Annotated in this window: 38 protein-coding genes; all 38 read left to right on the top strand. The window is 46.9% G+C overall.

Annotated features, from left to right (window positions below; genetic code table 11):
• The first annotated feature begins 368 nt into the window (after positions 1-368).
• The 38 genes from rpsJ to KNP03_RS12690 all read left to right on the top strand — a co-directional run bounded on the left by rpsJ (position 369) and on the right by KNP03_RS12690 (position 21,243).
• A complete protein-coding gene (gene rpsJ, locus KNP03_RS12875) occupies positions 369-677 on the top strand; it encodes a 30S ribosomal protein S10 (protein WP_214749786.1) in 309 nt (102 codons plus the stop codon).
• A gap of 61 nt (positions 678-738) precedes the next feature.
• Positions 739-1,365 (top strand): 50S ribosomal protein L3, encoded by a 627-nt coding sequence (rplC, locus tag KNP03_RS12870; RefSeq protein WP_214780851.1) that lies wholly within the window; start codon positions 739-741, stop codon positions 1,363-1,365.
• Positions 1,366-1,393: 28 nt separating this feature from the next.
• Complete coding sequence (gene rplD, locus KNP03_RS12865; protein WP_026824833.1) at positions 1,394-2,017, top strand: 50S ribosomal protein L4; 624 nt, start codon at positions 1,394-1,396, stop codon at positions 2,015-2,017.
• On the top strand, positions 2,017-2,298 hold the full coding sequence (rplW, locus tag KNP03_RS12860) for a 50S ribosomal protein L23 (protein ID WP_214829864.1): 282 nt from the start codon (positions 2,017-2,019) through the stop codon (positions 2,296-2,298). Before rplD ends, rplW begins: the two co-directional genes overlap by 1 nt.
• A gap of 34 nt (positions 2,299-2,332) precedes the next feature.
• Positions 2,333-3,163 (top strand): 50S ribosomal protein L2, encoded by an 831-nt coding sequence (gene rplB / locus KNP03_RS12855; protein WP_214829861.1) that lies wholly within the window; start codon positions 2,333-2,335, stop codon positions 3,161-3,163.
• A gap of 66 nt (positions 3,164-3,229) precedes the next feature.
• Positions 3,230-3,505 carry a 30S ribosomal protein S19 gene (gene rpsS / locus KNP03_RS12850; RefSeq protein WP_012727673.1) on the top strand — a complete coding sequence of 92 codons (276 nt, stop codon included), beginning with the start codon at positions 3,230-3,232 and terminating at the stop codon, positions 3,503-3,505.
• Positions 3,506-3,525: 20 nt separating this feature from the next.
• Positions 3,526-3,858, top strand: a complete 333-nt coding sequence (gene rplV / locus KNP03_RS12845; protein ID WP_012727672.1) for a 50S ribosomal protein L22 — start codon at positions 3,526-3,528, stop codon at positions 3,856-3,858.
• Positions 3,859-3,871: 13 nt separating this feature from the next.
• Complete coding sequence (gene rpsC, locus KNP03_RS12840) at positions 3,872-4,531, top strand: 30S ribosomal protein S3 (RefSeq protein WP_214829857.1); 660 nt, start codon at positions 3,872-3,874, stop codon at positions 4,529-4,531.
• 32 nt (positions 4,532-4,563) lie between these two features.
• Positions 4,564-5,001: a 50S ribosomal protein L16 gene (gene rplP / locus KNP03_RS12835; RefSeq protein ID WP_012727670.1), complete on the top strand. Its 438-nt coding sequence runs from the start codon at positions 4,564-4,566 to the stop codon at positions 4,999-5,001.
• Entirely contained in the window at positions 4,988-5,191 is a 204-nt protein-coding gene (gene rpmC, locus KNP03_RS12830; protein WP_012727669.1) for a 50S ribosomal protein L29, read from the top strand. Before rplP ends, rpmC begins: the two co-directional genes overlap by 14 nt.
• 32 nt (positions 5,192-5,223) lie before the next feature.
• Positions 5,224-5,484: a 30S ribosomal protein S17 gene (gene rpsQ / locus KNP03_RS12825; RefSeq protein ID WP_012727668.1), complete on the top strand. Its 261-nt coding sequence runs from the start codon at positions 5,224-5,226 to the stop codon at positions 5,482-5,484.
• A gap of 44 nt (positions 5,485-5,528) precedes the next feature.
• Positions 5,529-5,897: a 50S ribosomal protein L14 gene (rplN, locus tag KNP03_RS12820; RefSeq protein ID WP_012727667.1), complete on the top strand. Its 369-nt coding sequence runs from the start codon at positions 5,529-5,531 to the stop codon at positions 5,895-5,897.
• A 36-nt stretch (positions 5,898-5,933) separates the two neighbouring features.
• Positions 5,934-6,242 (top strand): 50S ribosomal protein L24, encoded by a 309-nt coding sequence (gene rplX / locus KNP03_RS12815; protein WP_214829855.1) that lies wholly within the window; start codon positions 5,934-5,936, stop codon positions 6,240-6,242.
• 32 nt (positions 6,243-6,274) lie between these two features.
• Positions 6,275-6,814, top strand: coding sequence for a 50S ribosomal protein L5 (gene rplE / locus KNP03_RS12810; RefSeq protein WP_012727665.1), 540 nt, complete (start codon positions 6,275-6,277; stop codon positions 6,812-6,814).
• Positions 6,815-6,834: 20 nt separating this feature from the next.
• A complete protein-coding gene (gene rpsN / locus KNP03_RS12805; protein ID WP_034804036.1) occupies positions 6,835-7,104 on the top strand; it encodes a 30S ribosomal protein S14 in 270 nt (89 codons plus the stop codon).
• A gap of 31 nt (positions 7,105-7,135) precedes the next feature.
• Entirely contained in the window at positions 7,136-7,534 is a 399-nt protein-coding gene (rpsH, locus tag KNP03_RS12800; protein WP_214829852.1) for a 30S ribosomal protein S8, read from the top strand.
• Between the two features lie 33 nt (positions 7,535-7,567).
• Positions 7,568-8,107 carry a 50S ribosomal protein L6 gene (gene rplF / locus KNP03_RS12795; protein ID WP_214829849.1) on the top strand — a complete coding sequence of 180 codons (540 nt, stop codon included), beginning with the start codon at positions 7,568-7,570 and terminating at the stop codon, positions 8,105-8,107.
• A gap of 34 nt (positions 8,108-8,141) precedes the next feature.
• Positions 8,142-8,504: a 50S ribosomal protein L18 gene (gene rplR / locus KNP03_RS12790; protein WP_074032453.1), complete on the top strand. Its 363-nt coding sequence runs from the start codon at positions 8,142-8,144 to the stop codon at positions 8,502-8,504.
• A gap of 20 nt (positions 8,505-8,524) precedes the next feature.
• Positions 8,525-9,025 carry a 30S ribosomal protein S5 gene (gene rpsE, locus KNP03_RS12785; RefSeq protein WP_012727660.1) on the top strand — a complete coding sequence of 167 codons (501 nt, stop codon included), beginning with the start codon at positions 8,525-8,527 and terminating at the stop codon, positions 9,023-9,025.
• A gap of 15 nt (positions 9,026-9,040) precedes the next feature.
• A complete protein-coding gene (rpmD, locus tag KNP03_RS12780) occupies positions 9,041-9,226 on the top strand; it encodes a 50S ribosomal protein L30 (RefSeq protein ID WP_012727659.1) in 186 nt (61 codons plus the stop codon).
• A gap of 31 nt (positions 9,227-9,257) precedes the next feature.
• On the top strand, positions 9,258-9,698 hold the full coding sequence (gene rplO / locus KNP03_RS12775) for a 50S ribosomal protein L15 (RefSeq protein ID WP_012727658.1): 441 nt from the start codon (positions 9,258-9,260) through the stop codon (positions 9,696-9,698).
• The gene (gene secY, locus KNP03_RS12770) at positions 9,698-10,987 is read left to right on the top strand and encodes a preprotein translocase subunit SecY (protein ID WP_214829846.1); all 1,290 of its coding nucleotides are present in this window, start codon (positions 9,698-9,700) and stop codon (positions 10,985-10,987) included. Before rplO ends, secY begins: the two co-directional genes overlap by 1 nt.
• A 79-nt stretch (positions 10,988-11,066) precedes the next feature.
• A complete protein-coding gene (locus KNP03_RS12765) occupies positions 11,067-11,717 on the top strand; it encodes an adenylate kinase (RefSeq protein WP_214829843.1) in 651 nt (216 codons plus the stop codon).
• Positions 11,714-12,472, top strand: a complete 759-nt coding sequence (gene map, locus KNP03_RS12760) for a type I methionyl aminopeptidase (RefSeq protein ID WP_214829840.1) — start codon at positions 11,714-11,716, stop codon at positions 12,470-12,472. Before KNP03_RS12765 ends, map begins: the two co-directional genes overlap by 4 nt.
• Before the next feature lie 105 nt (positions 12,473-12,577).
• On the top strand, positions 12,578-12,796 hold the full coding sequence (gene infA, locus KNP03_RS12755) for a translation initiation factor IF-1 (RefSeq protein ID WP_021066622.1): 219 nt from the start codon (positions 12,578-12,580) through the stop codon (positions 12,794-12,796).
• A gap of 30 nt (positions 12,797-12,826) precedes the next feature.
• Positions 12,827-12,940 carry a 50S ribosomal protein L36 gene (gene rpmJ, locus KNP03_RS12750; RefSeq protein WP_003156543.1) on the top strand — a complete coding sequence of 38 codons (114 nt, stop codon included), beginning with the start codon at positions 12,827-12,829 and terminating at the stop codon, positions 12,938-12,940.
• A gap of 19 nt (positions 12,941-12,959) precedes the next feature.
• On the top strand, positions 12,960-13,325 hold the full coding sequence (rpsM, locus tag KNP03_RS12745) for a 30S ribosomal protein S13 (protein ID WP_012727653.1): 366 nt from the start codon (positions 12,960-12,962) through the stop codon (positions 13,323-13,325).
• Positions 13,326-13,341: 16 nt separating this feature from the next.
• The gene (gene rpsK, locus KNP03_RS12740; protein ID WP_214829837.1) at positions 13,342-13,737 is read left to right on the top strand and encodes a 30S ribosomal protein S11; all 396 of its coding nucleotides are present in this window, start codon (positions 13,342-13,344) and stop codon (positions 13,735-13,737) included.
• Between the two features lie 91 nt (positions 13,738-13,828).
• Entirely contained in the window at positions 13,829-14,773 is a 945-nt protein-coding gene (locus KNP03_RS12735; protein ID WP_012727651.1) for a DNA-directed RNA polymerase subunit alpha, read from the top strand.
• 24 nt (positions 14,774-14,797) lie between these two features.
• Positions 14,798-15,151, top strand: a complete 354-nt coding sequence (gene rplQ / locus KNP03_RS12730) for a 50S ribosomal protein L17 (RefSeq protein ID WP_012727650.1) — start codon at positions 14,798-14,800, stop codon at positions 15,149-15,151.
• Positions 15,152-15,220: 69 nt separating this feature from the next.
• The gene (locus KNP03_RS12725) at positions 15,221-16,057 is read left to right on the top strand and encodes an energy-coupling factor transporter ATPase (RefSeq protein ID WP_214829833.1); all 837 of its coding nucleotides are present in this window, start codon (positions 15,221-15,223) and stop codon (positions 16,055-16,057) included.
• A complete protein-coding gene (locus tag KNP03_RS12720) occupies positions 16,033-16,911 on the top strand; it encodes an energy-coupling factor transporter ATPase (protein ID WP_214829830.1) in 879 nt (292 codons plus the stop codon). The genes KNP03_RS12725 and KNP03_RS12720 overlap by 25 nt, the downstream gene beginning before the upstream one ends.
• Complete coding sequence (locus tag KNP03_RS12715) at positions 16,908-17,699, top strand: energy-coupling factor transporter transmembrane component T family protein (RefSeq protein ID WP_214829828.1); 792 nt, start codon at positions 16,908-16,910, stop codon at positions 17,697-17,699. Before KNP03_RS12720 ends, KNP03_RS12715 begins: the two co-directional genes overlap by 4 nt.
• Positions 17,696-18,436 (top strand): tRNA pseudouridine(38-40) synthase TruA, encoded by a 741-nt coding sequence (gene truA / locus KNP03_RS12710; protein WP_214829826.1) that lies wholly within the window; start codon positions 17,696-17,698, stop codon positions 18,434-18,436. Before KNP03_RS12715 ends, truA begins: the two co-directional genes overlap by 4 nt.
• 144 nt (positions 18,437-18,580) lie before the next feature.
• A complete protein-coding gene (gene rplM, locus KNP03_RS12705; protein WP_012727645.1) occupies positions 18,581-19,018 on the top strand; it encodes a 50S ribosomal protein L13 in 438 nt (145 codons plus the stop codon).
• A gap of 25 nt (positions 19,019-19,043) precedes the next feature.
• Positions 19,044-19,436: a 30S ribosomal protein S9 gene (gene rpsI / locus KNP03_RS12700; RefSeq protein WP_012727644.1), complete on the top strand. Its 393-nt coding sequence runs from the start codon at positions 19,044-19,046 to the stop codon at positions 19,434-19,436.
• 134 nt (positions 19,437-19,570) lie between these two features.
• On the top strand, positions 19,571-20,602 hold the full coding sequence (locus KNP03_RS12695) for a P-loop NTPase (protein ID WP_214829824.1): 1,032 nt from the start codon (positions 19,571-19,573) through the stop codon (positions 20,600-20,602).
• Between the two features lie 11 nt (positions 20,603-20,613).
• A complete protein-coding gene (locus tag KNP03_RS12690) occupies positions 20,614-21,243 on the top strand; it encodes a KinB-signaling pathway activation protein (RefSeq protein WP_214829822.1) in 630 nt (209 codons plus the stop codon).
• The last annotated feature ends 370 nt before the right edge of the window (positions 21,244-21,613 follow it).

Genomic DNA, 21,613 nt, shown 5'->3' with positions numbered 1-21,613 from the left:
CATGGGGCTTCATTTGAAAAATAGTTCAATAAAAGAATGAATTTTCTCTTGCAAATCCCCGTAAATCTTGTTACATTAGGGAACGTTGAGCAACTCATCAGACATCCGGCATAGTCGTAAAATCTAATCTTGCATTCCGGTTCCAGATTAGATATAATGATTAAGTGTTTGTGCGAGTGGTGAGAGACTTTACAGCAGAAAACGGGTCCAATCGTTGATAGGCAATGATCGGGTACCTCTGCTGACACAAGCACGCTGCGGTGAAGCGGGAGGTTATGACACGCCAGGCAGCATTGCCATGGCCGGTGTGGAAATTTCCGCGGAGAATTGTCTATTTTTAAAGTAGGCGACAAAGGAGGGAAACAAACATGGCAAATGAAAAAATTCGTATTCGTTTAAAAGCATATGACCATCGCGTTCTCGATCAATCAGCTGAGAAGATCGTTGACACTGCGAAGCGTTCAGGTGCAAAGGTTTCGGGACCAATCCCGCTTCCAACTGAGAAATCGGTTTACACGATCCTTCGGGCGGTTCACAAGTACAAAGATGCTCGTGAGCAGTTCGAAATGCGTACACACAAACGCTTGATCGACATCGTAAACCCAACACCAAAAACTGTCGATGCGCTTATGCGTCTTGAGTTACCATCAGGTGTTGACATCGAAATCAAACTTTAATTCTTCATATAGTAGATACTAGCCAGAAGAGACAATTAATTATTAATAGGAGGTGTATCTCATGGCTAAAGGAATCTTAGGAACAAAACTTGGTATGACTCAAATCTTCAACGAAGCAGGCGAAGTTGTACCGGTAACAGTAGTTGCTGTCGAAGGTAACGTCGTTCTTCAACTTAAAACAGTTGATACAGACGGATACGAAGCAGTTCAACTCGGTTTCGGAGACATCAAAGAATCACGTCAAAACAAACCGGCAAAAGGTCACGCTGCGAAAGCAAACGCGACACCTAAGCGCTTCATCAAAGAGGTTCGTACTTCAGTAGAAGGATACGAAATCGGTCAAGAGATCAAAGCAGACATTTTCGCTGCAGGTGAATTAGTAGACGTAACAGGTACATCGAAAGGTAAAGGATTCCAAGGTGCGATCAAGCGTCACGGACAATCACGTGGACCAATGGCTCACGGTTCGCGCTACCACCGTCGTCCTGGTTCGATGGGTCCTGTCGCTCCTAACCGCGTATTTAAAGGGAAACTTCTTCCTGGTCAAATGGGTGGAGAGCGTAAAACAATTCAAAACCTTGAAGTCGTTAAAGTTGATGTGGAACGCGGCCTTCTCCTCGTGAAAGGTGCTATCCCAGGCGCTCGTAAATCGAACGTCATCATCAAATCAGCGGTAAAAGGTAACTAATTAACTGCACGGAAAGGAGGAATTACGAATGCCTAAAGTAGCTTTGCTTAACCAAACAGGTTCACAAGTTGGCGAAATCGAATTGGCAGAAGCCATTTTCGGAATCGAGCCAAACGAATCAGTACTTTATGACGCGATCGTCATGCAACAAGCATCACGCCGTCAAGGTACTCACGATACGAAAGGTCGCTCGGAAGTACGCGGTGGCGGCCGTAAACCATGGAAACAAAAGGGAACTGGTCGTGCGCGCCAAGGTTCGATCCGCTCACCACAATGGGTTGGTGGTGGAACAGTCTTCGGTCCAACACCACGTTCATACTCTTACAAACTTCCTAAGAAAGTTCGTCGTTTAGCACTTCTCTCGGCTCTTTCGTCGAAAGTACAAAACAACGAATTCATCGTCCTCGAAGGCCTTGCTTTCGATGCACCAAAAACAAAAGATATGGCTGCTGTACTCAACAGCTTATCAGTAGAACGTAAGGCTCTTGTAGTCACAGCGGACTACAATGAGACTATCGCTCTCGCAGCTCGTAACATCCCAGGAGTGACTGTGATCGACGCAGCAGGCGTGAACGTTCTTGACCTCGTTGCTAACGACAAAGTCATCTTCACTAAAGATGCGGTTGCGAAGGTAGAGGAGGTGCTTGCATAATGGCTCAAGCATACGATATCATCAAACGTCCGATCATCACTGAGCGTTCAGTTGGCCTCATGGAAGCTAACAAATACGTTTTCGAAATCGACGTAAAAGCGACTAAATCGCAAGTGAAACACGCTATCGAATCAATCTTCAACGTGAAAGTTGCTTCGGTAAACACAATGAACTACAAACCGAAAGCGAAACGTGTCGGTCGTCACTCTGGTTACACAGCTCGCCGTAAAAAAGCGATCGTAACTCTTGCTGAAGGCAACACAATCGACTTCCTCGGTTAATTAACTACCTTAGAAGAAAAGGAGGGAATCCTCGATGGCAATCAAAAAGTTTAAGCCGACCACTAACGGTCGTCGTAACATGACATCTCTCGACTTTGCAGAGATCACAACGAATCGCCCTGAAAAATCGTTAACTGAAAAGCTTTCGAAAAAAGGCGGACGTAACAACCAAGGTCGCTTGACTGTTCGTCACCAAGGTGGCGGTCACAAGCGTAAATACCGTATCATCGATTTCAAACGTAACAAAGATGGCGTTGTAGGACGTGTAGCAACGATCGAATACGATCCAAACCGTTCAGCAAACATCGCACTTATCAACTATGTTGATGGTGAAAAACGTTACATCCTCGCTCCTAAGGGCATCAAAGTGGGCATGGAAATCATGTCTGGTCCTGAGGCGGATATTAAAGTGGGGAACGCTCTTCCACTCGTAAACATCCCTGTCGGTACAACAATCCACAACATCGAGCTTAAGCCTGGTAAAGGCGGTCAGCTTGTTCGTGCGGCTGGTGCATCGGCACAAATCCAAGGACGTGACGGCAAGTACGTCATCGTTCGTCTTCAATCAGGTGAATCACGCTTGTTCCTCGGCACTTGCCGCGCGACAATCGGTTCAGTTGGTAACGAAGAACACGAACTCGTAAACATCGGTAAAGCAGGACGTTCACGTTGGTTAGGCAAGCGCCCAACAGTACGTGGTTCTGTAATGAACCCGGTTGATCACCCACACGGTGGTGGTGAAGGTCGTGCGCCAATCGGTCGTTCGGGCCCACTTACTCCTTGGGGTAAACCAGCTCTTGGTCTTAAGACTCGTAAGAAAAACAAATCGAGCGACATGTACATCCTTCGTCGCCGTAAGAAATAATTACTACATGATTCTCGGGCGGTTCGAAAGGGCCGTTCCCGAATCATTCCAAAGGGAGGTTCTAACATGGGTCGCAGCTTGAAAAAAGGTCCATTCGCAGATCACCACTTACTCGCTAAAGTTGACAAACTCAACGAATCAGGTGAGAAGCAAGTCATCAAAACTTGGTCACGTCGCTCGACGATCTTCCCAGAATTCATGGGTCACACGTTCGGTGTACACGATGGTCGTAAACACGTGCCAGTATTCGTGACAGAAGACATGGTTGGTCACAAACTTGGTGAATTCGCTCCAACACGCACTTACAAAGGTCACGGATCAGACAAGAAAACGAAACGGTAATTTGAGGGGAGGTCAAATCCATGCAAGCTAAAGCATCAGCTAATATGGTCCGTCTTGCTCCTCGCAAAGCACGTCTCGTTGTAGACTTAATTCGCGGGAAACAAGTCGGCGAAGCGCTCTCTGTCCTTGCTCACACAAACAAGGCAGCATCGCCAGTCGTTGAGAAAGTATTAAAATCAGCGATTGCTAACGCAGAGCACAACTACGATATGAACATTGAGAACCTCGTCGTAACAGAAGCTTACGTAAACGAAGGTCCAACACTCAAACGCTTCCGCCCACGTGCGATGGGTCGCGCAAGCCGTATTAACAAACGCACAAGCCACATCCACATCGTGGTAACTGAGAAATAAGGAGGGATATGTAGTGGGTCAAAAGGTAAATCCGCACGGTCTTCGCGTTGGTATTATCAAAGACTGGGATTCGCGTTGGTACGCTGAGAAAGACTACGCTGATCTCCTTCATGAAGACTTCGTTATTCGTGAATACATCGAAAACAAAATGAAGGATGCTAGTGTTTCTAAAGTAGAAATCGAACGCGCTGCAAACCGCGTGAACATTTCGCTTCACACTGCGAAACCAGGTATGGTAATCGGTAAAGGTGGTTCTGAAATCGAATCACTCCGTAAACACATCACTAAGCTTGCTAACGGAAAACGCGTTCACATCAACGTTGTTGAAGTGAAAAACGCTGACGCTGTAGCGAAGCTTGTAGCAGAAAACATTGCACGTCAATTGGAAGGTCGCGTATCATTCCGTCGTGCGATGAAACAATCAATTCAACGTTCGATGCGTACAGGCATCAAAGGGATCAAAACAGAAGTTTCTGGTCGTCTTGGTGGCGCTGATATCGCTCGTTCAGAGAAATACTCGGAAGGAACAGTTCCACTTCACACACTCCGTGCCGACATCGACTACGGAACAGCTGAAGCTGACACAACTTACGGTAAAATCGGCGTAAAAGTTTGGTTATACCACGGTGAAGTTCTTCCAACAAAAAACAACACAGCGAAAAACGCTGAATAATAAACACTCTTTCAGGAAGGAGGCAACACACTATGTTGTTACCTAAACGCGTGAAATATCGTCGTGTACACCGTGGTAAAATGCGCGGGAATGCTAAACGCGGTACTACTGTACACTTCGGTGAGTTCGGTCTCCAAGCTCTCGAAGCGAGCTGGATTACAAACCGTCAAATCGAATCAGCACGTATTGCAATGACACGTTATATGAAACGTGGCGGTAAAGTTTGGATCAAGATCTTCCCACACAAACCGTACACTAAAAAGCCTCTCGAAGTCCGAATGGGTTCGGGTAAAGGTGCTCCAGAAGGCTGGGTAGCTGTAGTTAAGCCTGGCAAAGTAATGTTCGAAATCGCAGGTGTATCTGAGGAAGTGGCACGTGAGGCACTTCGTCTTGCATCGCACAAACTTCCAGTAAAATGTAAGTTCGTGAAACGTGAAGAAAATGGTGGTGATACGAATGAAAGCAACTGATCTCCGTCAATCAACAACTGAAGAGCTCAACGGTAAAGTGGGCGAGTGGAAAGAAGAACTCTTTAACCTTCGCTTCCAACTTGCTACAGGTCAGCTTGAGAATCCTGCTCGTATCCGTGAAGTACGCAAGTCGATTGCGCGTGCTAAAACGATTCTTCGTGAACGCGAACTCGGCATCAACAACGGCTAATTACATCGGATTCTTGAGAGGAGGTAACACTCATGGAACGCAACAACCGTAAAGTGTTCACTGGTCGCGTCGTGTCTGACAAAATGGACAAAACGATCGTCGTCGCAGTAGAAACAAAGGTTCGTCATAAACTCTATGGCAAACGTGTAAACTACACGAAGAAATACAAAGCACACGATGAGAACAACGTCGCTAAAGTGGGCGATATCGTTCGCATCGCGGAAACACGTCCTCTTTCTAAAGACAAACGTTTCCGTCTTGTAACAGTAGTAGAAGAATCAGTAATCATCTAATAACAGTTCGGATTTATTAAACATCCGGAGGGAGGTACACTCGCATGATTCAACAAGAATCTCGCTTGAAAGTAGCAGACAACTCTGGCGCGCGTGAACTGTTGACAATTAAAGTCCTCGGTGGTTCTGGTCGTAAGACTGCAAACATCGGTGACATCATCGTCGCAACGGTAAAACAAGCAACACCAGGTGGCGTTGTTAAAAAAGGTGACGTTGTCAGAGCAGTTGTCGTTCGTACAAAACGTGGCGCTCGTCGTAAAGATGGTTCGTACATCCGTTTCGATGAGAACGCAGCAGTCATTATCAAAGATGACAAGAGCCCACGCGGCACACGGATCTTCGGGCCAGTTGCACGTGAACTTCGTGAAAAAGAATTCATGAAGATCGTTTCGTTGGCACCGGAAGTACTTTAATTTCCAATTTCAATCCTATAAGGAGGTGCGCAAACGATGCATGTTAAAAAAGGCGATACAGTCCAGGTAATGTCTGGTAAAGATAAAGGCAAGCAAGGGGTTATCCTCAAAGCTATGCCAAGCAAGAACCGCGTAATCGTTGAAGGGGTTAACGTGATGAAAAAACACGCTAAACCATCACAAGCGAATCCACAAGGCGGTATCCTTGAAATCGAAGCACCAATTCACGTCTCGAACGTAATGCCGATCGACCCTAAAACTGGCAAGCCAACTCGTGTTGGTTTCAAAGTAGTCGATGGTAAAAAAGTTCGTGTCGCGAAATCGGGCGAAGTACTCGATAAATAAGAAGAACGTGACGAAAGGAGGTCCATTCGACTATGAACCGTTTGCAAGAGAAGTATAAAAGCGACATCGTGAAAGCGATGATGGATAAATTCAACTATGACTCGGTCATGCAAGTACCGAAAATCGAAAAGATCGTTATCAACATGGGTGTAGGTGACGCTGTTTCGAACTCGAAAGCACTTGACATGGCAGTTGAAGAATTAACAATTCTTTCTGGTCAAAAACCACTCGTAACGAAAGCGAAGAAATCAATCGCTGGTTTCAAGCTTCGTGAAGGTATGCCAATCGGTGCGAAGGTTACTCTTCGTGGCGAGCGTATGTACGATTTCCTCGACAAATTGGTAACTGTTTCACTTCCACGTGTACGTGACTTCCGCGGTGTATCGAAGAAAGCATTCGACGGACGCGGTAACTACACGCTTGGTGTGAAAGAGCAACTTATTTTCCCTGAGATCGATTACGATAAAGTATCAAAAGTACGCGGTATGGACATCGTTGTTGTTACAACAGCAAACACAGACGAAGAAGCACGTGAATTGCTCACACTTCTTGGTATGCCATTCCAAAAATAATCTAAAGGGAGGTCGACAACATGGCTAAAAAGTCAATGGTGAATCGCGAAATCAAACGCGAGAAACTCGTTGCCCAGTACGCTGAAAAGCGTGCAAAGTTGAAAGCTGAAGGCGATTATATCGGACTCAGCAAATTGCCACGTAACTCGTCACCTGTACGCTTGCACAACCGTTGCAGCATCACAGGTCGCCCACATGGTTACATGGGTAAATTCGGGATCAGCCGTATCAAGTTCCGTGATCTTGCATACAAAGGTCAAATCCCTGGTGTTAAAAAAGCAAGCTGGTAATCCACTAACAGTGTGAAAGGAGGTACATCGCATGGTAATGACAGACCCTATTGCAGATATGCTTACACGTATCCGTAACGCTAACATGGTTCGCCATGAAAAAATGGAGCTTCCAGCTTCGAACATTAAACGTGAGATCGCTGAAATCCTTAAGCGTGAAGGTTTCATTCGCGATGTTGAATATATCGAGGACGCTAAACAAGGTACACTTCGTCTTTTCCTTAAATATGGAGCAGGCAACGAACGTGTAATCACTGGTCTCAAACGTATTTCGAAACCAGGTCTTCGCGTATACGCAAAAGCTGATGAAGTACCGAAAGTACTCGGAGGACTCGGAATCGCAGTTCTTTCGACATCTAAAGGTCTTATGACTGATAAAGAAGCTCGCCAACAACAAGTCGGCGGCGAAGTGCTCGCCTACATCTGGTAAGTCACTTTTCTAACAAGAACGGAGGTGTAATCAATGTCACGTATTGGTAAAAAACCAGTTACGATTCCTGCTGGCGTTACTGTAACAGTTGCTGAAGACAACACAGTCACAGTAAAAGGTGCTAAAGGTGAACTTTCGCTTTCAGCTAACCCGGCATTGGAAATCAAAGTTGAAGAGAACGAATTGACGGTTGTTCGTCCAGACGAATCGAAAGAAAGCCGCACAATTCACGGTACGACACGTGCCCTTATCGCCAACATGGTACAAGGTGTGTCGAACGGATTCCAAAAAACACTTGAGATCTCGGGGGTTGGTTACCGTGCTACGAAGCAAGGTAACAAACTCGTCCTTAACCTCGGTTACTCGCACCCAATCGAGTACGTTGCTGAGGAAGGCATCGAAATCGAAGTTCCTTCAAACACGCAAATCATCGTAAAAGGGATTAACAAAGAGCGCGTCGGTCACGTTGCTGCTCAAATCCGCTCGTACCGTGCTCCAGAACCTTACAAAGGTAAAGGTGTTCGTTACTCTGATGAACGTATTCGCCGTAAAGAAGGTAAGACTGGTAAGTAATTCGTCACGAAATGAACGGAAAGGAGTGGCATAAATGATCACAAAGGCAGATAAAAATGCAGTTCGTAAAAAACGTCATGCTCGTGTACGTCGTACGATCTCGGGGACAGCAGCTCGTCCACGTTTGAACGTATTCCGTTCGAGCAAACACATTTACGTTCAACTTATCGATGACGCGGCACAAACAACGCTTGTGTCTGCATCTTCGAAAGATAAAGCTCTCGATCTTACAAATGGTGGTAACGTTGAAGCAGCGAAAGCTGTTGGTAAACTTGCTGCTGAACGTGCACTCGAGAAAGGTATCGACACAGTTGTGTTCGACCGTGGTGGATACCTCTATCATGGCCGCGTCAAAGCTGTTGCTGAAGCAGCTCGTGAAGCAGGTCTTAAATTCTAATAAAAAGGAGGGGACACTCGATGCGCCAGTTAGACGTTAACATGGAACAACTTGAAGAACGCGTTGTTACCGTAAACCGCGTCGCGAAAGTCGTAAAAGGTGGCCGCCGCTTCCGTTTTGCAGCTCTCGTAGTCGTAGGTGACAAAAATGGTCACGTCGGTTTCGGTACAGGTAAGGCACAAGAGGTGCCAGAAGCGATTCGCAAGGCTATTGAAGCCGCTAAGAAAAACATGGTTCAAGTACCTATGGTTGGTACAACAATTCCACACGAAATCACAGGAGTATTCGGAGCAGGTCGTGTATTCATGAAACCAGCTTCTGAAGGTACTGGGGTTATCGCGGGTGGTCCAGTTCGTGCGGTGCTCGAACTTGCAGGTGTAGGTGACATCCTTTCAAAATCGTTAGGTTCAAACACACCGATCAACATCGTCCGTGCGACGGTTCAGGGCTTGACTGAGCTCAAAAAAGCAGAGGAAGTTGCTAAACTACGCGGTAAAAGCGTAGAAGAACTTCTTAACTAAGGGAGGGAATTAGACATGGCGAAACTCGCAATCACCCTCACACGCAGCACTATTGGTCGTCCGGAAGGTCAGCGTGTTACTGTACGTACACTCGGTCTTCGTAAAATGCATCAGACTGTCGTTGTCCCTGACAACGTCGCGATGCGCGGTATGATCAACAAAGTGTCGCACCTTGTGACTGTAAAAGAAATCAACGAATAATAAAGATTTTAATAAATAAGGAGGTGCCACTATGAAACTCCATGAATTGAAGCCAACTCCAGGTTCACGTCACGAACGTAACCGTGTCGGTCGCGGTATGGCGACTGGTAACGGTAAAACTTCTGGCCGTGGACACAAAGGTCAAAAAGCTCGTTCGGGCGGTGGCGTTCGTCCAGGATTTGAAGGTGGACAAAACCCACTTTACCGTCGTCTTCCAAAACGCGGTTTCAACAACCCAACTCGTAAAGAGTACGCGGTTGTTTCCCTAGACACGCTTAACCGTTTCGAGGCAGGTACTGAAGTTACTCCAGAACTCTTAATCGAGACTGGTGTCGTCAGCTCTGCTAAAGACGGAATCAAAGTACTTGCTAACGGCAAGCTTGAAACTAAATTGACTGTAAAAGCCAACAAGTTCTCGGGTGCAGCGAAAGAAGCGATCGAAGCAGCTGGCGGTACAGTTGAGGTGATCTGATGTTTCAGACGATCTCCAATATGTGGCGCGTGAAAGATATTCGACAGCGTATTCTCTTCACACTCGCAATCATCATCATTTTCCGCATCGGGGCTCATATCCCGGTGCCGATGGTGAATACGGATGTGTTGCGTTTTGACTCAGGAGGTCTTTTAGACTTCGTGAACTTGTTTGGAGGAAATGCTTTACAGAACTTCTCATTGTTCGCAATGGGGATCATGCCGTACATCACGGCATCGATCGTTGTTCAACTCTTACAAATGGACGTCGTTCCAAAGTTTGCCGAATGGGCAAAACAAGGAGAGGCGGGCCGTAAGAAGTTAGCAACGGTCACGCGCTATGGGACGATCATCTTAGGCTTTGTCCAAGCGACTTCGTTGTCGTTCGGATTTAACCGTCTTTACCCAGGTCTCGTCAATGAGACGTGGGGGACGGCCACTTACTTTGTGATCGCGATTGTACTCACTGCGGGTACAGCGTTCTTGATGTTCCTCGGCGAAATGACGACAGAGAAAGGTGTTGGGAATGGTATTTCCATCATCATCTTCACTGGGATCGTCGCCGGTTTCCCAAGAATCTTCACGCAGATTTATGAAACAAAACTCCAAAACGCTGGAGATGCATTGTTCATTAACATTGTTTACTTGGTTGTATTGGCACTTGTTATTTTGGCAGTGACGATGGGGATCATTTATGTTCAACAAGCGGCACGCAAAATTCCAATCCAATATGCAAAACGCACGGCGAACCGTACCCCTGTGGGCGGACAGTCGACGCACTTGCCAATCAAGTTAAACGCTGCAGGTGTTATCCCGGTAATCTTCGCGATTTCCTTCATGGTAACACCACCAACTGTTGCAAGCTTCGTTGCTTCTGCAGAGACGACACAAAAATTGCAATCGTACTTTGACACAACGGCACCGATCGGAATGTCCATTTACGTCGCATTGATTGTAGCGTTCTCTTACTTCTATACATTTGTTCAGGTGAACCCGGAACAAATGGCGGAAAACTTGCAGAAGCAAGGTGGTTATATTCCTGGGATTCGTCCTGGGGCGCAAACAGAACAGTACATCACGAAGTTGCTTTATCGATTGACTTTCTTCGGAGCGATTTTCTTATCGCTCGTAGCGATTATGCCGACCATCTTCATTAAACTTGCCGGTTTGCCGACTTCGGTTCAAATCGGAGGTACAAGCTTACTGATCGTCATCGGGGTAGCGCTTGAAACGATGAAACAAATCGAGAGTCAACTTGTAAAACGACACTATAGAGGCTTTATCCGTTAAAGCGGAAGGAAGGGTCCACCCTTCCTTCCTGTCGTGTTTACAAGCCCTTCGTGAAAATCAAAACTGGAGGCTAACCGAGATGAATCTAGTACTCATGGGCTTACCGGGTGCTGGGAAAGGGACTCAAGCAGCGAAAATCGTTGAAGAGTACCAAATCCCTCACATTTCGACAGGCGACATGTTTCGTGCGGCAATCAAAGGCGGAACGCCACTCGGTAAAGAAGCCAAGTCATATATGGATAAAGGTGAACTCGTACCGGATGAGGTAACAATCGGAATCGTACGTGAACGCCTTAGCCAAGATGATACCGAAAAAGGCTTCTTGCTCGATGGATTCCCGCGTACTGTTGCTCAAGCAGAGGCACTCGAAAGTTTGCTTAAAGATTTGGGAAAACAGATTGACCATGTCATCAATATCGATGTGGATGCGGAAATTCTCGTACCACGTTTAACAGGTCGTTGGATCTGTCCAACATGTGGTGCGACATATCACGTCATCTTCAACCCACCAAAAGTGGAAGGGATTTGTGATGTGGATGGGTCGGCTCTCATGCAACGTGAAGACGATAAAGAGGAAACGGTTCGCCGTCGCCTTGACGTCAACATCGAGCAATCGAAACCACTCATTGACTTTTACGCTGAAAAAGGGTATCTTCGTACATTGGATGGAGATCGTCCAATCGATGTCGTTTATACCGATGTCAAAGTTTTACTCGGTGATACTGAATGATCATCACGAAGACGCCTCGTGAAATTGCGATTATGCGTGAGGCTGGGCAAATTGTTGCTCGAACGCACCAGGTGCTCAAAGAGCACATTAAACCAGGAATCACGACGCTTGAGCTCGACCGGATTGCGGAAGATTACATTCGCAGCCAAGGTGCGACGCCATCGTTCAAAGGCTATAACGGTTTTACCGGTAGTGTTTGCGCTTCGGTGAACGAAGAGCTTGTTCATGGCATTCCAGGAAAACGGGTATTGAATGATGGAGATATTATCTCCATTGATATCGGTGCCAACTATAACGGATACCATGGAGATTCCGCTTGGACCTATCCAGTGGGAACAATCTCGGAAGAGACACAGCGGCTACTTGACGTAACCGAAGAAAGTCTGTATAAAGGATTGGAGCACGCCAAGGCTGGAGTGCGATTGACAGATATTTCGCATGCGATTCAAGCTTATGTTGAATCACATGATTTTTCTGTCGTCCGCGAATACGTAGGTCATGGTGTTGGACAAAATTTGCACGAAGCACCGCAAATTCCTCACTATGGTCCACCGGGGAAAGGGCCACGCCTGAAGACTGGGATGACGTTAGCCATTGAACCAATGGTTAATGCTGGTCAACGCTATGTTCGAACACTGGCTGATAACTGGACAGTTGTCACAGTGGACGGTAGCATGTGCGCCCACTTTGAGCACACCATCGCCATCACAGACGATGGATACGAGATTTTAACGAAACTCGATTCCGGTGAATGAGGCTCTATTGTTTCATACTGATCCGCCATGGATCCTTCTCTCACAGTAGTAGACAATAGATCGTCTGTGCTCCTAAAGATCTTCATATAGAAAGGGGAATGAATGATGGCGAAACAAGATGTCATTGAAGTGGAAGGCACTGTTGTCGAACCACTTCCGAACGCAATGTTTAAAGTGGAGTTAGAAAACGGCCACACGGTGCTCGCGCACGTCTCAGGGAAAATTCGAATGCACTACATTCGAATCCTTCCAGGTGACCGCGTAACGGTTGAGTTGTCTCCATACGACTTGACACGCGGGCGGATTACGTACCGTTATAAGTAACTCCGATTTTTCCAGGAGGAGGGTATACTCATGAAAGTAAGACCGTCGGTAAAACCGATTTGCGAAAAATGTAAAGTTATTCGCCGTAAGGGTAAAGTAATGGTAATTTGCGAAAACCCGAAACACAAACAAAAACAAGGTTAATTTCAGAGGAGGTGCACACATGGCACGTATTGCTGGTGTAGATATTCCACGCGAAAAACGTATCGTTATTTCGCTCACATACATCTATGGTATTGGTAAAACAAAAGCACAAGAAATTTTGAAGGCTGCTAACGTATCAGAAGAGACACGCACACGCGACCTTACAGAAGATGAACTCAACCGTATCCGTGAAGCAATTGACGGAATCAAAGTTGAAGGTGACCTTCGTCGTGAAGTTTCACTTAACATCAAACGTTTGATCGAGATCGGCGCATACCGCGGTATCCGTCATCGCCGTAGTCTCCCTGTTCGCGGTCAAAACACGAAGAACAACTCGCGTACTCGTAAAGGCCCACGCCGTACAGTAGCGAACAAGAAGAAGTAAAGGAGGGAATTGAACAATGGCGAAACGTAAGCAAAACGTACGTTCAAAACGTAAAGTTAAAAAACATGTTGAATCCGGAATCGTACACATCCGTTCTACATTCAACAACACAATCATTACAATCACTGATACGCAAGGTAACGCAATCTCATGGGCTACTTCTGGTAACCTCGGATTCCGCGGATCACGTAAATCGACTCCATTCGCAGCACAAATGGCTGCTGAAACTGCAGCAAAAGTTGCAATGGACAACGGTATGCGTACAGTTGAAGTAAACGTTAAAGGTCCTGGTGCTGGACGTGAAGCGGCTATCCGTGCACTCCAAGCTACTGGTCTCGAAGTAACTGCAATCCGTGACGTAACTCCAGTTCCGCACAACGGTTGCCGCCCTCCAAAACGTCGCCGCGTATAATCGCCTGAGCGTGTGAAGGGCTCACCTAGCACGACAGCTTATACTAAGCAGTTCAAACTGCACGGCAGGATATACTCAAGGAGGGGTTCAGATGATCGAGATTGAAAAACCAAAGATCGAAACGGTCGAAATCAGCGAGGATGCTACGTTCGGTAAATTCGTAGTGGAACCGCTTGAACGTGGATATGGCACTACTCTCGGTAACTCACTACGTCGAATTCTATTGTCATCGCTCCCAGGGGCAGCGGTAACAGCGGTTCAAATCGATGGCGTGCTTCACGAGTTCTCTACGATTGACGGTGTCGTCGAAGACGTGACTCAAATCGTATTAAACCTCAAGAAGTTAGCACTCAAGGTGTACTCGGAAGAAGAGAAAACGCTTGAGATTAACGTTTCAAGTGCCGGTGCTGTCACTGCGGCAGACATTACCCATGATAGCGACGTTGAAATCTTGAATCCTGAGCTCCACATCGCGACTCTCGCTGACAACGCGACGCTTCGCATGCGTTTGACTGCTCGCCGTGGTCGTGGTTACGTCCAGGCAGAAGATAACAAACGTGATGATATGCCGATTGGGGTCATTCCAATCGATTCGATCTATACACCGATTCAACGCGTGAACTACGAAGTAGATAAAACACGTGTCGGTCAAGATGCAAGCTTTGATAAGCTTTTATTAGACGTGTGGACAGATGGTTCAATTCGTCCGGAAGAAGCTGTATCATTAGGCGCTAAAATTTTGACAGAACACTTGAACATCTTCGTTGGATTGACAGATGAAGCTCTCAATGCAGAAATCATGGTCGAGAAAGAAGAAGACCAAAAAGAAAAAGTACTCGAAATGACGATTGAAGAACTCGATCTCTCTGTTCGCTCGTACAACTGCTTGAAGCGCGCTGGCATCAACACTGTTCAAGAACTCGCAAACAAATCAGAGGAAGAGATGATGAAAGTTCGTAACCTCGGACGTAAATCACTCGAAGAAGTTCAACACAAGTTGGACGAACTCGGTTTGGGCTTGCGTAAAGAAGACTAAGTTCAACCGAAGGAGGGAAATGTAATGGCTTATTCGAAACTTGGCCGTACAAGCTCGCAACGCAAGGCGCTTTTGCGTGATCTTGCAACTGACCTAATCATCAACGAGCGCATTCAAACAACTGAACAAAAAGCGAAAGAACTTCGCCCAGTCGTTGAAAAATTGATCACTCTTGGGAAACGTGGCGATCTTCATGCCCGTCGTCAAGTAGCTTCATTCGTTCGTAAAGAGAACGCTGGAGAAAAAGACGCTATCCAAAAATTGTTCGAAGACGTGGCTCCACGCTACGCTGAACGTCAAGGTGGATACACACGCATCATGAAAGTCGGCCCACGCCGCGGCGATGGTGCAGAAGTTGTAATCATCGAACTCGTCTAATTTATTAGGCAGTCAACAGGGCATGCGGTGACGTATTGCCCTGTTTCCACATCGGAAAGGAGTCGACCCATGGAATCACAAATTATGGTACGAGAGATCGTGTTTCGTTACCCTGGACAAACCGAGCCGGCCTTAGATGGCTTGTCGCTCGATGTATACAAAGGGGAATGGCTCGCGATTGTCGGTCATAACGGTTCCGGCAAGTCGACACTGACAAAGCTGTGGAACGGACTTCTTATTCCTGAACAAGGAGAAGTCCGCGTAGAGACACTCGATCCATCGAACGCCACAGACGTGTGGGACGTTCGAACACGGATCGGGGTCGTCTTTCAAAATCCTGACAATCAATTTGTCGGGGCGACCGTGCGCGATGATGTGGCATTCTCTCTCGAAAACATGGGACTTCCACGTCAAGAAATGGTTCGTCGAATTGATGACAGTCTAGCGCGCGTTGGATTATCGGAACTAGCGGACCGTGAACCGCATCAGTTATCCGGTGGACAAAAGCAGCGCGTTGCGATTGCTGCGGCTCTCGCAATGCGCCCGCATGTCCTCGTGCTCGATGAAGCGACCTCGATGCTTGACCCAATTGGGCGGCAAGAGGTGTTACAAACGGTGCAACAGCTCGTCTCGGAAGGGATGACTGTCGTTGCCATTACCCACGAGCTCGACGAAGTATTGTTTGCCGACCGTATCATTGCATTGTCCAAAGGGAAAATCGCAATGACCGGAACACCTGAAGACGTGTTTCAACATCCGGAAGCGTTACGTGCCATCCAACTGGATGTCCCGTTCATTGTACGGATGCAACTCGAACTGAAGGAACGAGGCATTCCACTCGATCGTCTGATGCTACAACATTCGGAGTTGGTGAACCATCTATGCCAATACGCATTGAAGAAGTGACGTATCAATATCAATTAAATACTCCGTTTGAACGAACCGCGCTGCGCGATGTGAATGTAACCATTCCGTCGGGAGCGCTTGTTGCGTTTCTTGGACATACCGGGTCCGGGAAGTCGACGCTCGTTCAGCACATGAACGGACTCCTGCGACCGACGAAAGGGCGCGTTGTGGTGGATGATCTCATCGTGACGCCAATCCGATCGCGTCGTGACAAAAAACAGAACCTCTTACCGCTTCGGCGCCGCGTTGGGCTCGTCTTTCAATATCCTGAACATCAATTATTTGAAGAGACGGTCGAACGCGACGTGATGTTCGGTCCGCGCAACTTTGGCGCGACAGAAGCCGAAGCGAAAGAGCGTGCCCATGAGGCACTTCGTCTCGTCGGATTAGATGAATCGCTATGGGAACGTTCCCCATTCGATCTCTCAGGGGGGCAGATGCGCCGTGTCGCGATTGCAGGCGTCTTAGCGAGCCGTCCCGATGTGCTCATCGTCGATGAACCGACAGCCGGACTTGATCCGATTGGGAGACGCGATATGCTCTCGCTCTTTAAACGTTTAAGAGAAGAGTTGAATTTGACTTTGATTCTTGTGTCACATGACATGGATGACGTGCTCGCCTATGCGGAACGTGTCGTGGTCATGGAAAAAGGACAGGTCGCCTTTGACGGCAACCCGTTCGAGTTGTTTCAGGATGAGTCGCTTGTGCGTGAACTTCAACTCGATATTCCACATGTGCTGCGATTGGCCCGTGATGTCGCTCCAGCCTTCGGTGTAACCGAAGTACCTTTCGTAAGGACGGAGACCGAGCTGGCTGACTGGATCGCCTCACAGATTGAAGGAGGGGTCTCATGATTATCGGGCAGTATATACCGGGTCACTCCTGGCTTCACTCACTCGATGCGCGAGCCAAGACGCTCTTCATCCTCGGGTTTATCCCGGTCGTGTTTTTAGCGGATAACCTATGGACAAACCTGTTTTTACTGACGTTTACGCTAATTGCTGTCAAACTATCTCAATTGTCTTGGCGCTATTTATGGAATGGTCTTAAGATGATCTTATTCCTGATCGGGTTTACCTTGCTGCTCCAGCTCTTCTTTAACCGGGATGGGACGCTCTTGGTGGATTGGGGGCCTTTCAAAATTTATTCTGAAGGGATTCGCATGGGATTGATTGTTTCGCTTCGTTTCTTCTATCTTGTGATGTTGACGACACTCGTTACGTTGACGACCACTCCGATGGAATTGACGGATTCTATAGAGGCGGGACTCCGTCCGTTCGAACGATTCCGGGTTCCGGCCCATGAGATTGCACTGATGCTGTCGATTTCATTACGTTTTTTGCCTACTTTGGCGGATGAGACCGAACGGATCATGAAGGCGCAACAAGCACGGGGCGTCGATTTGATGAGCGGTCCATGGAAATCTCGTTTAAAAGGAGTCATCCCGCTTTTGATTCCTTTATTCATTTCGGCGTTTAAGCGCGCTGAGGACCTCGCTACGGCGATGGAAGCAAGGGGGTACCGTGGGGGTGAAGGAAGAACGCGGCTTCGTGAAATGACGTGGCATCGGCGTGATACGGCGTTACTTCTTTCGTTTGTCGTCATTACGCTCATTTTGTTTGGATTGAGAGGGATTGGATGAGACGAATCAAATTAACCATTTCCTATGACGGAACAAACTACGCAGGGTATCAGGTTCAGCCGAACGGCAATACAATTCAGGCTGAAATAGAGGCTGTACTGACCCGGATGCATGGAGGCAAAGTGAAAGTTGTGGCTTCAGGTCGAACGGACGCACGTGTCCATGCGTTAGGTCAAGTCCTCCATTTTGATACTTCGTTAGGGATGCCGGCTGACCGTTTCGTCAAAGCGTTGAATGCTATGCTTCCGGACGATATTTTGGTTAAAGATGCCGAAGAAGTAGACGCGTCATTTCATGCACGATACGGCGCCAAGCGAAAAGAGTATCGCTATGTCGTAAGACAGGAAGACGATCCGTTTCGTCGTCACTATGCGGTCACTGTGACCTATCCCCTGGATGTCGAGCGGATTCGTCAAGCCATTCGGTTATTGGTCGGGACGCACGACTTTACTTCTTTTTCCGTCACGAAAGCAGAAGTTGTCGATCGCGTTCGCACAATCTATGCGGCTGAGCTTCTTGAGACGGAAGGCGAGTTGATTTTCCGTTTTATCGGGTCAGGCTTTCTCTACAACCAAGTACGGATTATGGTTGGGACGCTTATAGAGGTTGGGAGAGGCAAATATGAGCCGGCAGACATCAGTCGGATGTTAGCTGCACGAGACCGCCGGGTGGCCGGGATTACGGCACCGCCCCATGGCTTGTATTTATGGAATGTGAATTATGAAAAAGTAGATTGACATTCCCTCTATAAAATCGTATTATATTCATTGGCATTTCATTTTCACATTTAGAGATGAACCACAATCTTAGCCCCGTAAACTAGGATTATGATAAAGCATCAAAAAAATTAAGTGAACAGACATTTCTAGGAGGTATTCCACATGCGCACAACATTCATGGCTAAAGCATCTGAAGTAGAACGCAAATGGCTCCTTATCGACGCAGAAGGCAAAACACTCGGTCGTTTGACTAGTGAAGTAGCATCACTTCTTCGCGGTAAGCACAAGCCGACTTTCACACCACACGTTGATTGCGGAGACCACGTCATCATCATCAACGCTGAGAAAATCAAATTGACTGGTAACAAGTTGAATGACAAGATCTACTACCGTCATTCAGGTCACCCAGGCGGTTTGAAATCACAAACTGCAAAAGAGCTTCTTGCAAAACGTCCAGAGCGTATGCTTGAACTCGCGATCAAAGGGATGCTTCCAAAAGGATCACTCGGTCGTCAACAATTCAACAAACTCCACGTTTACGCTGGAGCTGAACACAAACACGAAGCACAAAAACCAGAAGTTTACGAACTTCGCGGTTAATCGAGACACAGGGAGGAACTAAACGATGGCAGATGTACGTTACTACGGAACAGGCCGCCGCAAACACTCGGTGGCTCGCGTTCACCTCGTTGCAGGTGACGGTAAAGTTGTTGTAAATGGCCGCGATATCTCAGAATACTTCGGTCATGAGACTTTAATCATGATGGCTAAATCACCACTCGTATTGACTGAAACAGAAGGTAAATACGATGTAATCGTTAACGTTAACGGTGGTGGATACACTGGACAAGCTGGAGCGATTCGCCACGGCGTATCACGTGCGCTTCTTCAAGCGGACCCAGAATTCCGTCCAAGCCTCAAAGAAAAAGGCTTCTTAACTCGTGACGCTCGTATGAAAGAACGTAAAAAATACGGTCTTAAAGCAGCTCGTCGCGCACCACAATTCTCGAAGCGTTAATCTTCGCGATGTGGTTCGAACTCTCCATCCTTTTGGGTGGAGAGTTTTTTGTTTGAAATAGTCGATTCCGAACCCGTCAAGAAAACGCTTTTTTTGATATACTGATATCGAAACAGATAGAAGGGGGAAGCGAAATGCTTACAGTAGATCAAGTACGTGAGGAATTAGCGGGGCTCGTTGATCCAACGATCAACCGAACGCTTGGAGATACTGCGGGGGTAAAAGACGTCCGTATTAAAGAGGATTATGTCAGTGTGAAAGTGGCGCTTGGGCAGACGGGGAGCGGGGAACAGCTTCAGTTGCAACAAGAAATCGTCACACTGCTTAAGGGGAAAGGATTTAAGACGGTCGGCCTTCGTTTTGAGGCATTGAATGATGAGAGTTTGAAAGAGGCAACTAAACCGGCAATTCTCCGGGAAAACTCGGGGACGACATTTATCGCGATTGCTTCAGGTAAAGGCGGCGTCGGGAAATCGACTGTTTCTGTTAACTTGGCAGTCGCTTTAGCCCGGGCTGGAAAGAAAGTCGGATTGATTGATGCGGATATTTACGGGTTCAGCGTTCCGGATATGTTAGGGATCGAAGAGCGCCCGGTCGTCCGTGGGGAAAAAATCATTCCGGTTGACCGGTTTGGGGTTAAAGTGATTTCAATGGGCTTCTTTGTAGAAGACAACGCACCGGTCATTTGGCGTGGACCAATGTTAGGGAAAATGCTGAACAACTTCTTCAATGACGTGGAGTGGGGAGATCTCGACTATCTTCTTCTTGATTTACCACCGGGAACAGGGGATGTCGCGCTTGATATTCACTCAATGCTCCCGTCCTGTCAAGAATTGATCGTCACGACACCTCACGCGACCGCAGCTTTTGTCGCGGCACGTGCTGGAGCGATGGCCATTAAGACGAACCATAAGCTTCTCGGGATTATCGAAAATATGGCTTACTTTGAAAGTAAGCTGACAGGTGAGAAAGAATACGTCTTCGGATACGGAGGCGGAGAAAAATTGTCGGAAGCGCTGAAGAGCAAGTTGCTTGCTCAAATTCCTCTCGGTCAACCGTATGAGAACGAGGAAGATTTTGCACCGTCTGTTTATCGGGATGGGCATCCGTTCGAAAACACATATGACGAGTTAGCGCAGGCAGTCATTCAACAAATAGAAGGGTGAATCGGTAAAAGATGAAAGTACAAGGCTTTTTACGTTTGTTTTGGACAACGCTCGTATTCGGGTCGTTGTTTGGGTTCATTATGAACCTATTAGCGAATCCAGGTTATTTAGTTAGTCATTCTTGGGAAGCGATTGTCACAGCGCTAAGTTACTCCAGCACATGGACAGGAATCAGTATGATGGGGTTCTTTTCTTATCTAATTGTCCATCGTGTAGGGTTAGATATCTTCCGAGGCCCCCGACTATGGAATCGGGTCCAAGTGCTATTGATTGTGTTTGCACTCTTTGATGCTGTGTATTTGCGGATGCTCGCTTTCGACAGTGGTCATATGTGGAGATACGTGGGAGAGATGGTTGTGCTAGTGGTGATCGCCTGGTTGGTTGCAGCTAGTAAGGCGAAACAAACAAATGCGAGTGCTTTCATTCCGACCCTCTTCTTAATGATCGTCATTACACTGATTGAATGGATTCCGGCTTTGCAGGCTACAGATGATATTGCTTTGCTATGGCCGGCGTTGGCTACTTTAGTATTTGCGAATGCTTATCAAGTGTTGATGTTACACCGTTTCCAGCAATCAGGACAGCAAACATCTCAATCGACTGGGAAAAAAGGAAAACAAATGTCGACAAAATCTTCATAAAACAATGTAGGAAGGCGTCTCTGTCAAAATAGAGGCGCTTTTTTTAGTGTGAAAAGAATGAAAATCAGGTTGATAAGAAATTTGATAAAGTTTTTTTAGAAAAACAGTTGACGGGTATGGACGAGGCTGATATATTAATAAACGTCGCTGATGTTGTTCCTCGAACAACTAACAGATGACAAAAAAATAATAAAAAGTGGTTGACTTTCGGTAGTCAAATCGCTATTATTAAAAAGTCGCTAACACGACAGATTTGGTCTTTGAAAACTGAACGATGAGGCAAAAAAGTTTTACAATTTTTGAATGAAGCGCAAGCTTCGTCAATTTCGAGCTATATCAAATTCTTTGGAGAGTTTGATCCTGGCTCAGG

The organism is Exiguobacterium algae, from assembly GCF_018617875.1.
GTDB classification, from domain to species: Bacteria; Bacillota; Bacilli; order Exiguobacteriales; family Exiguobacteriaceae; genus Exiguobacterium; species Exiguobacterium algae.
Note: the sequence above shows the minus strand (reverse complement) of the source record. Positions and strands in the feature narration are given on the sequence as shown.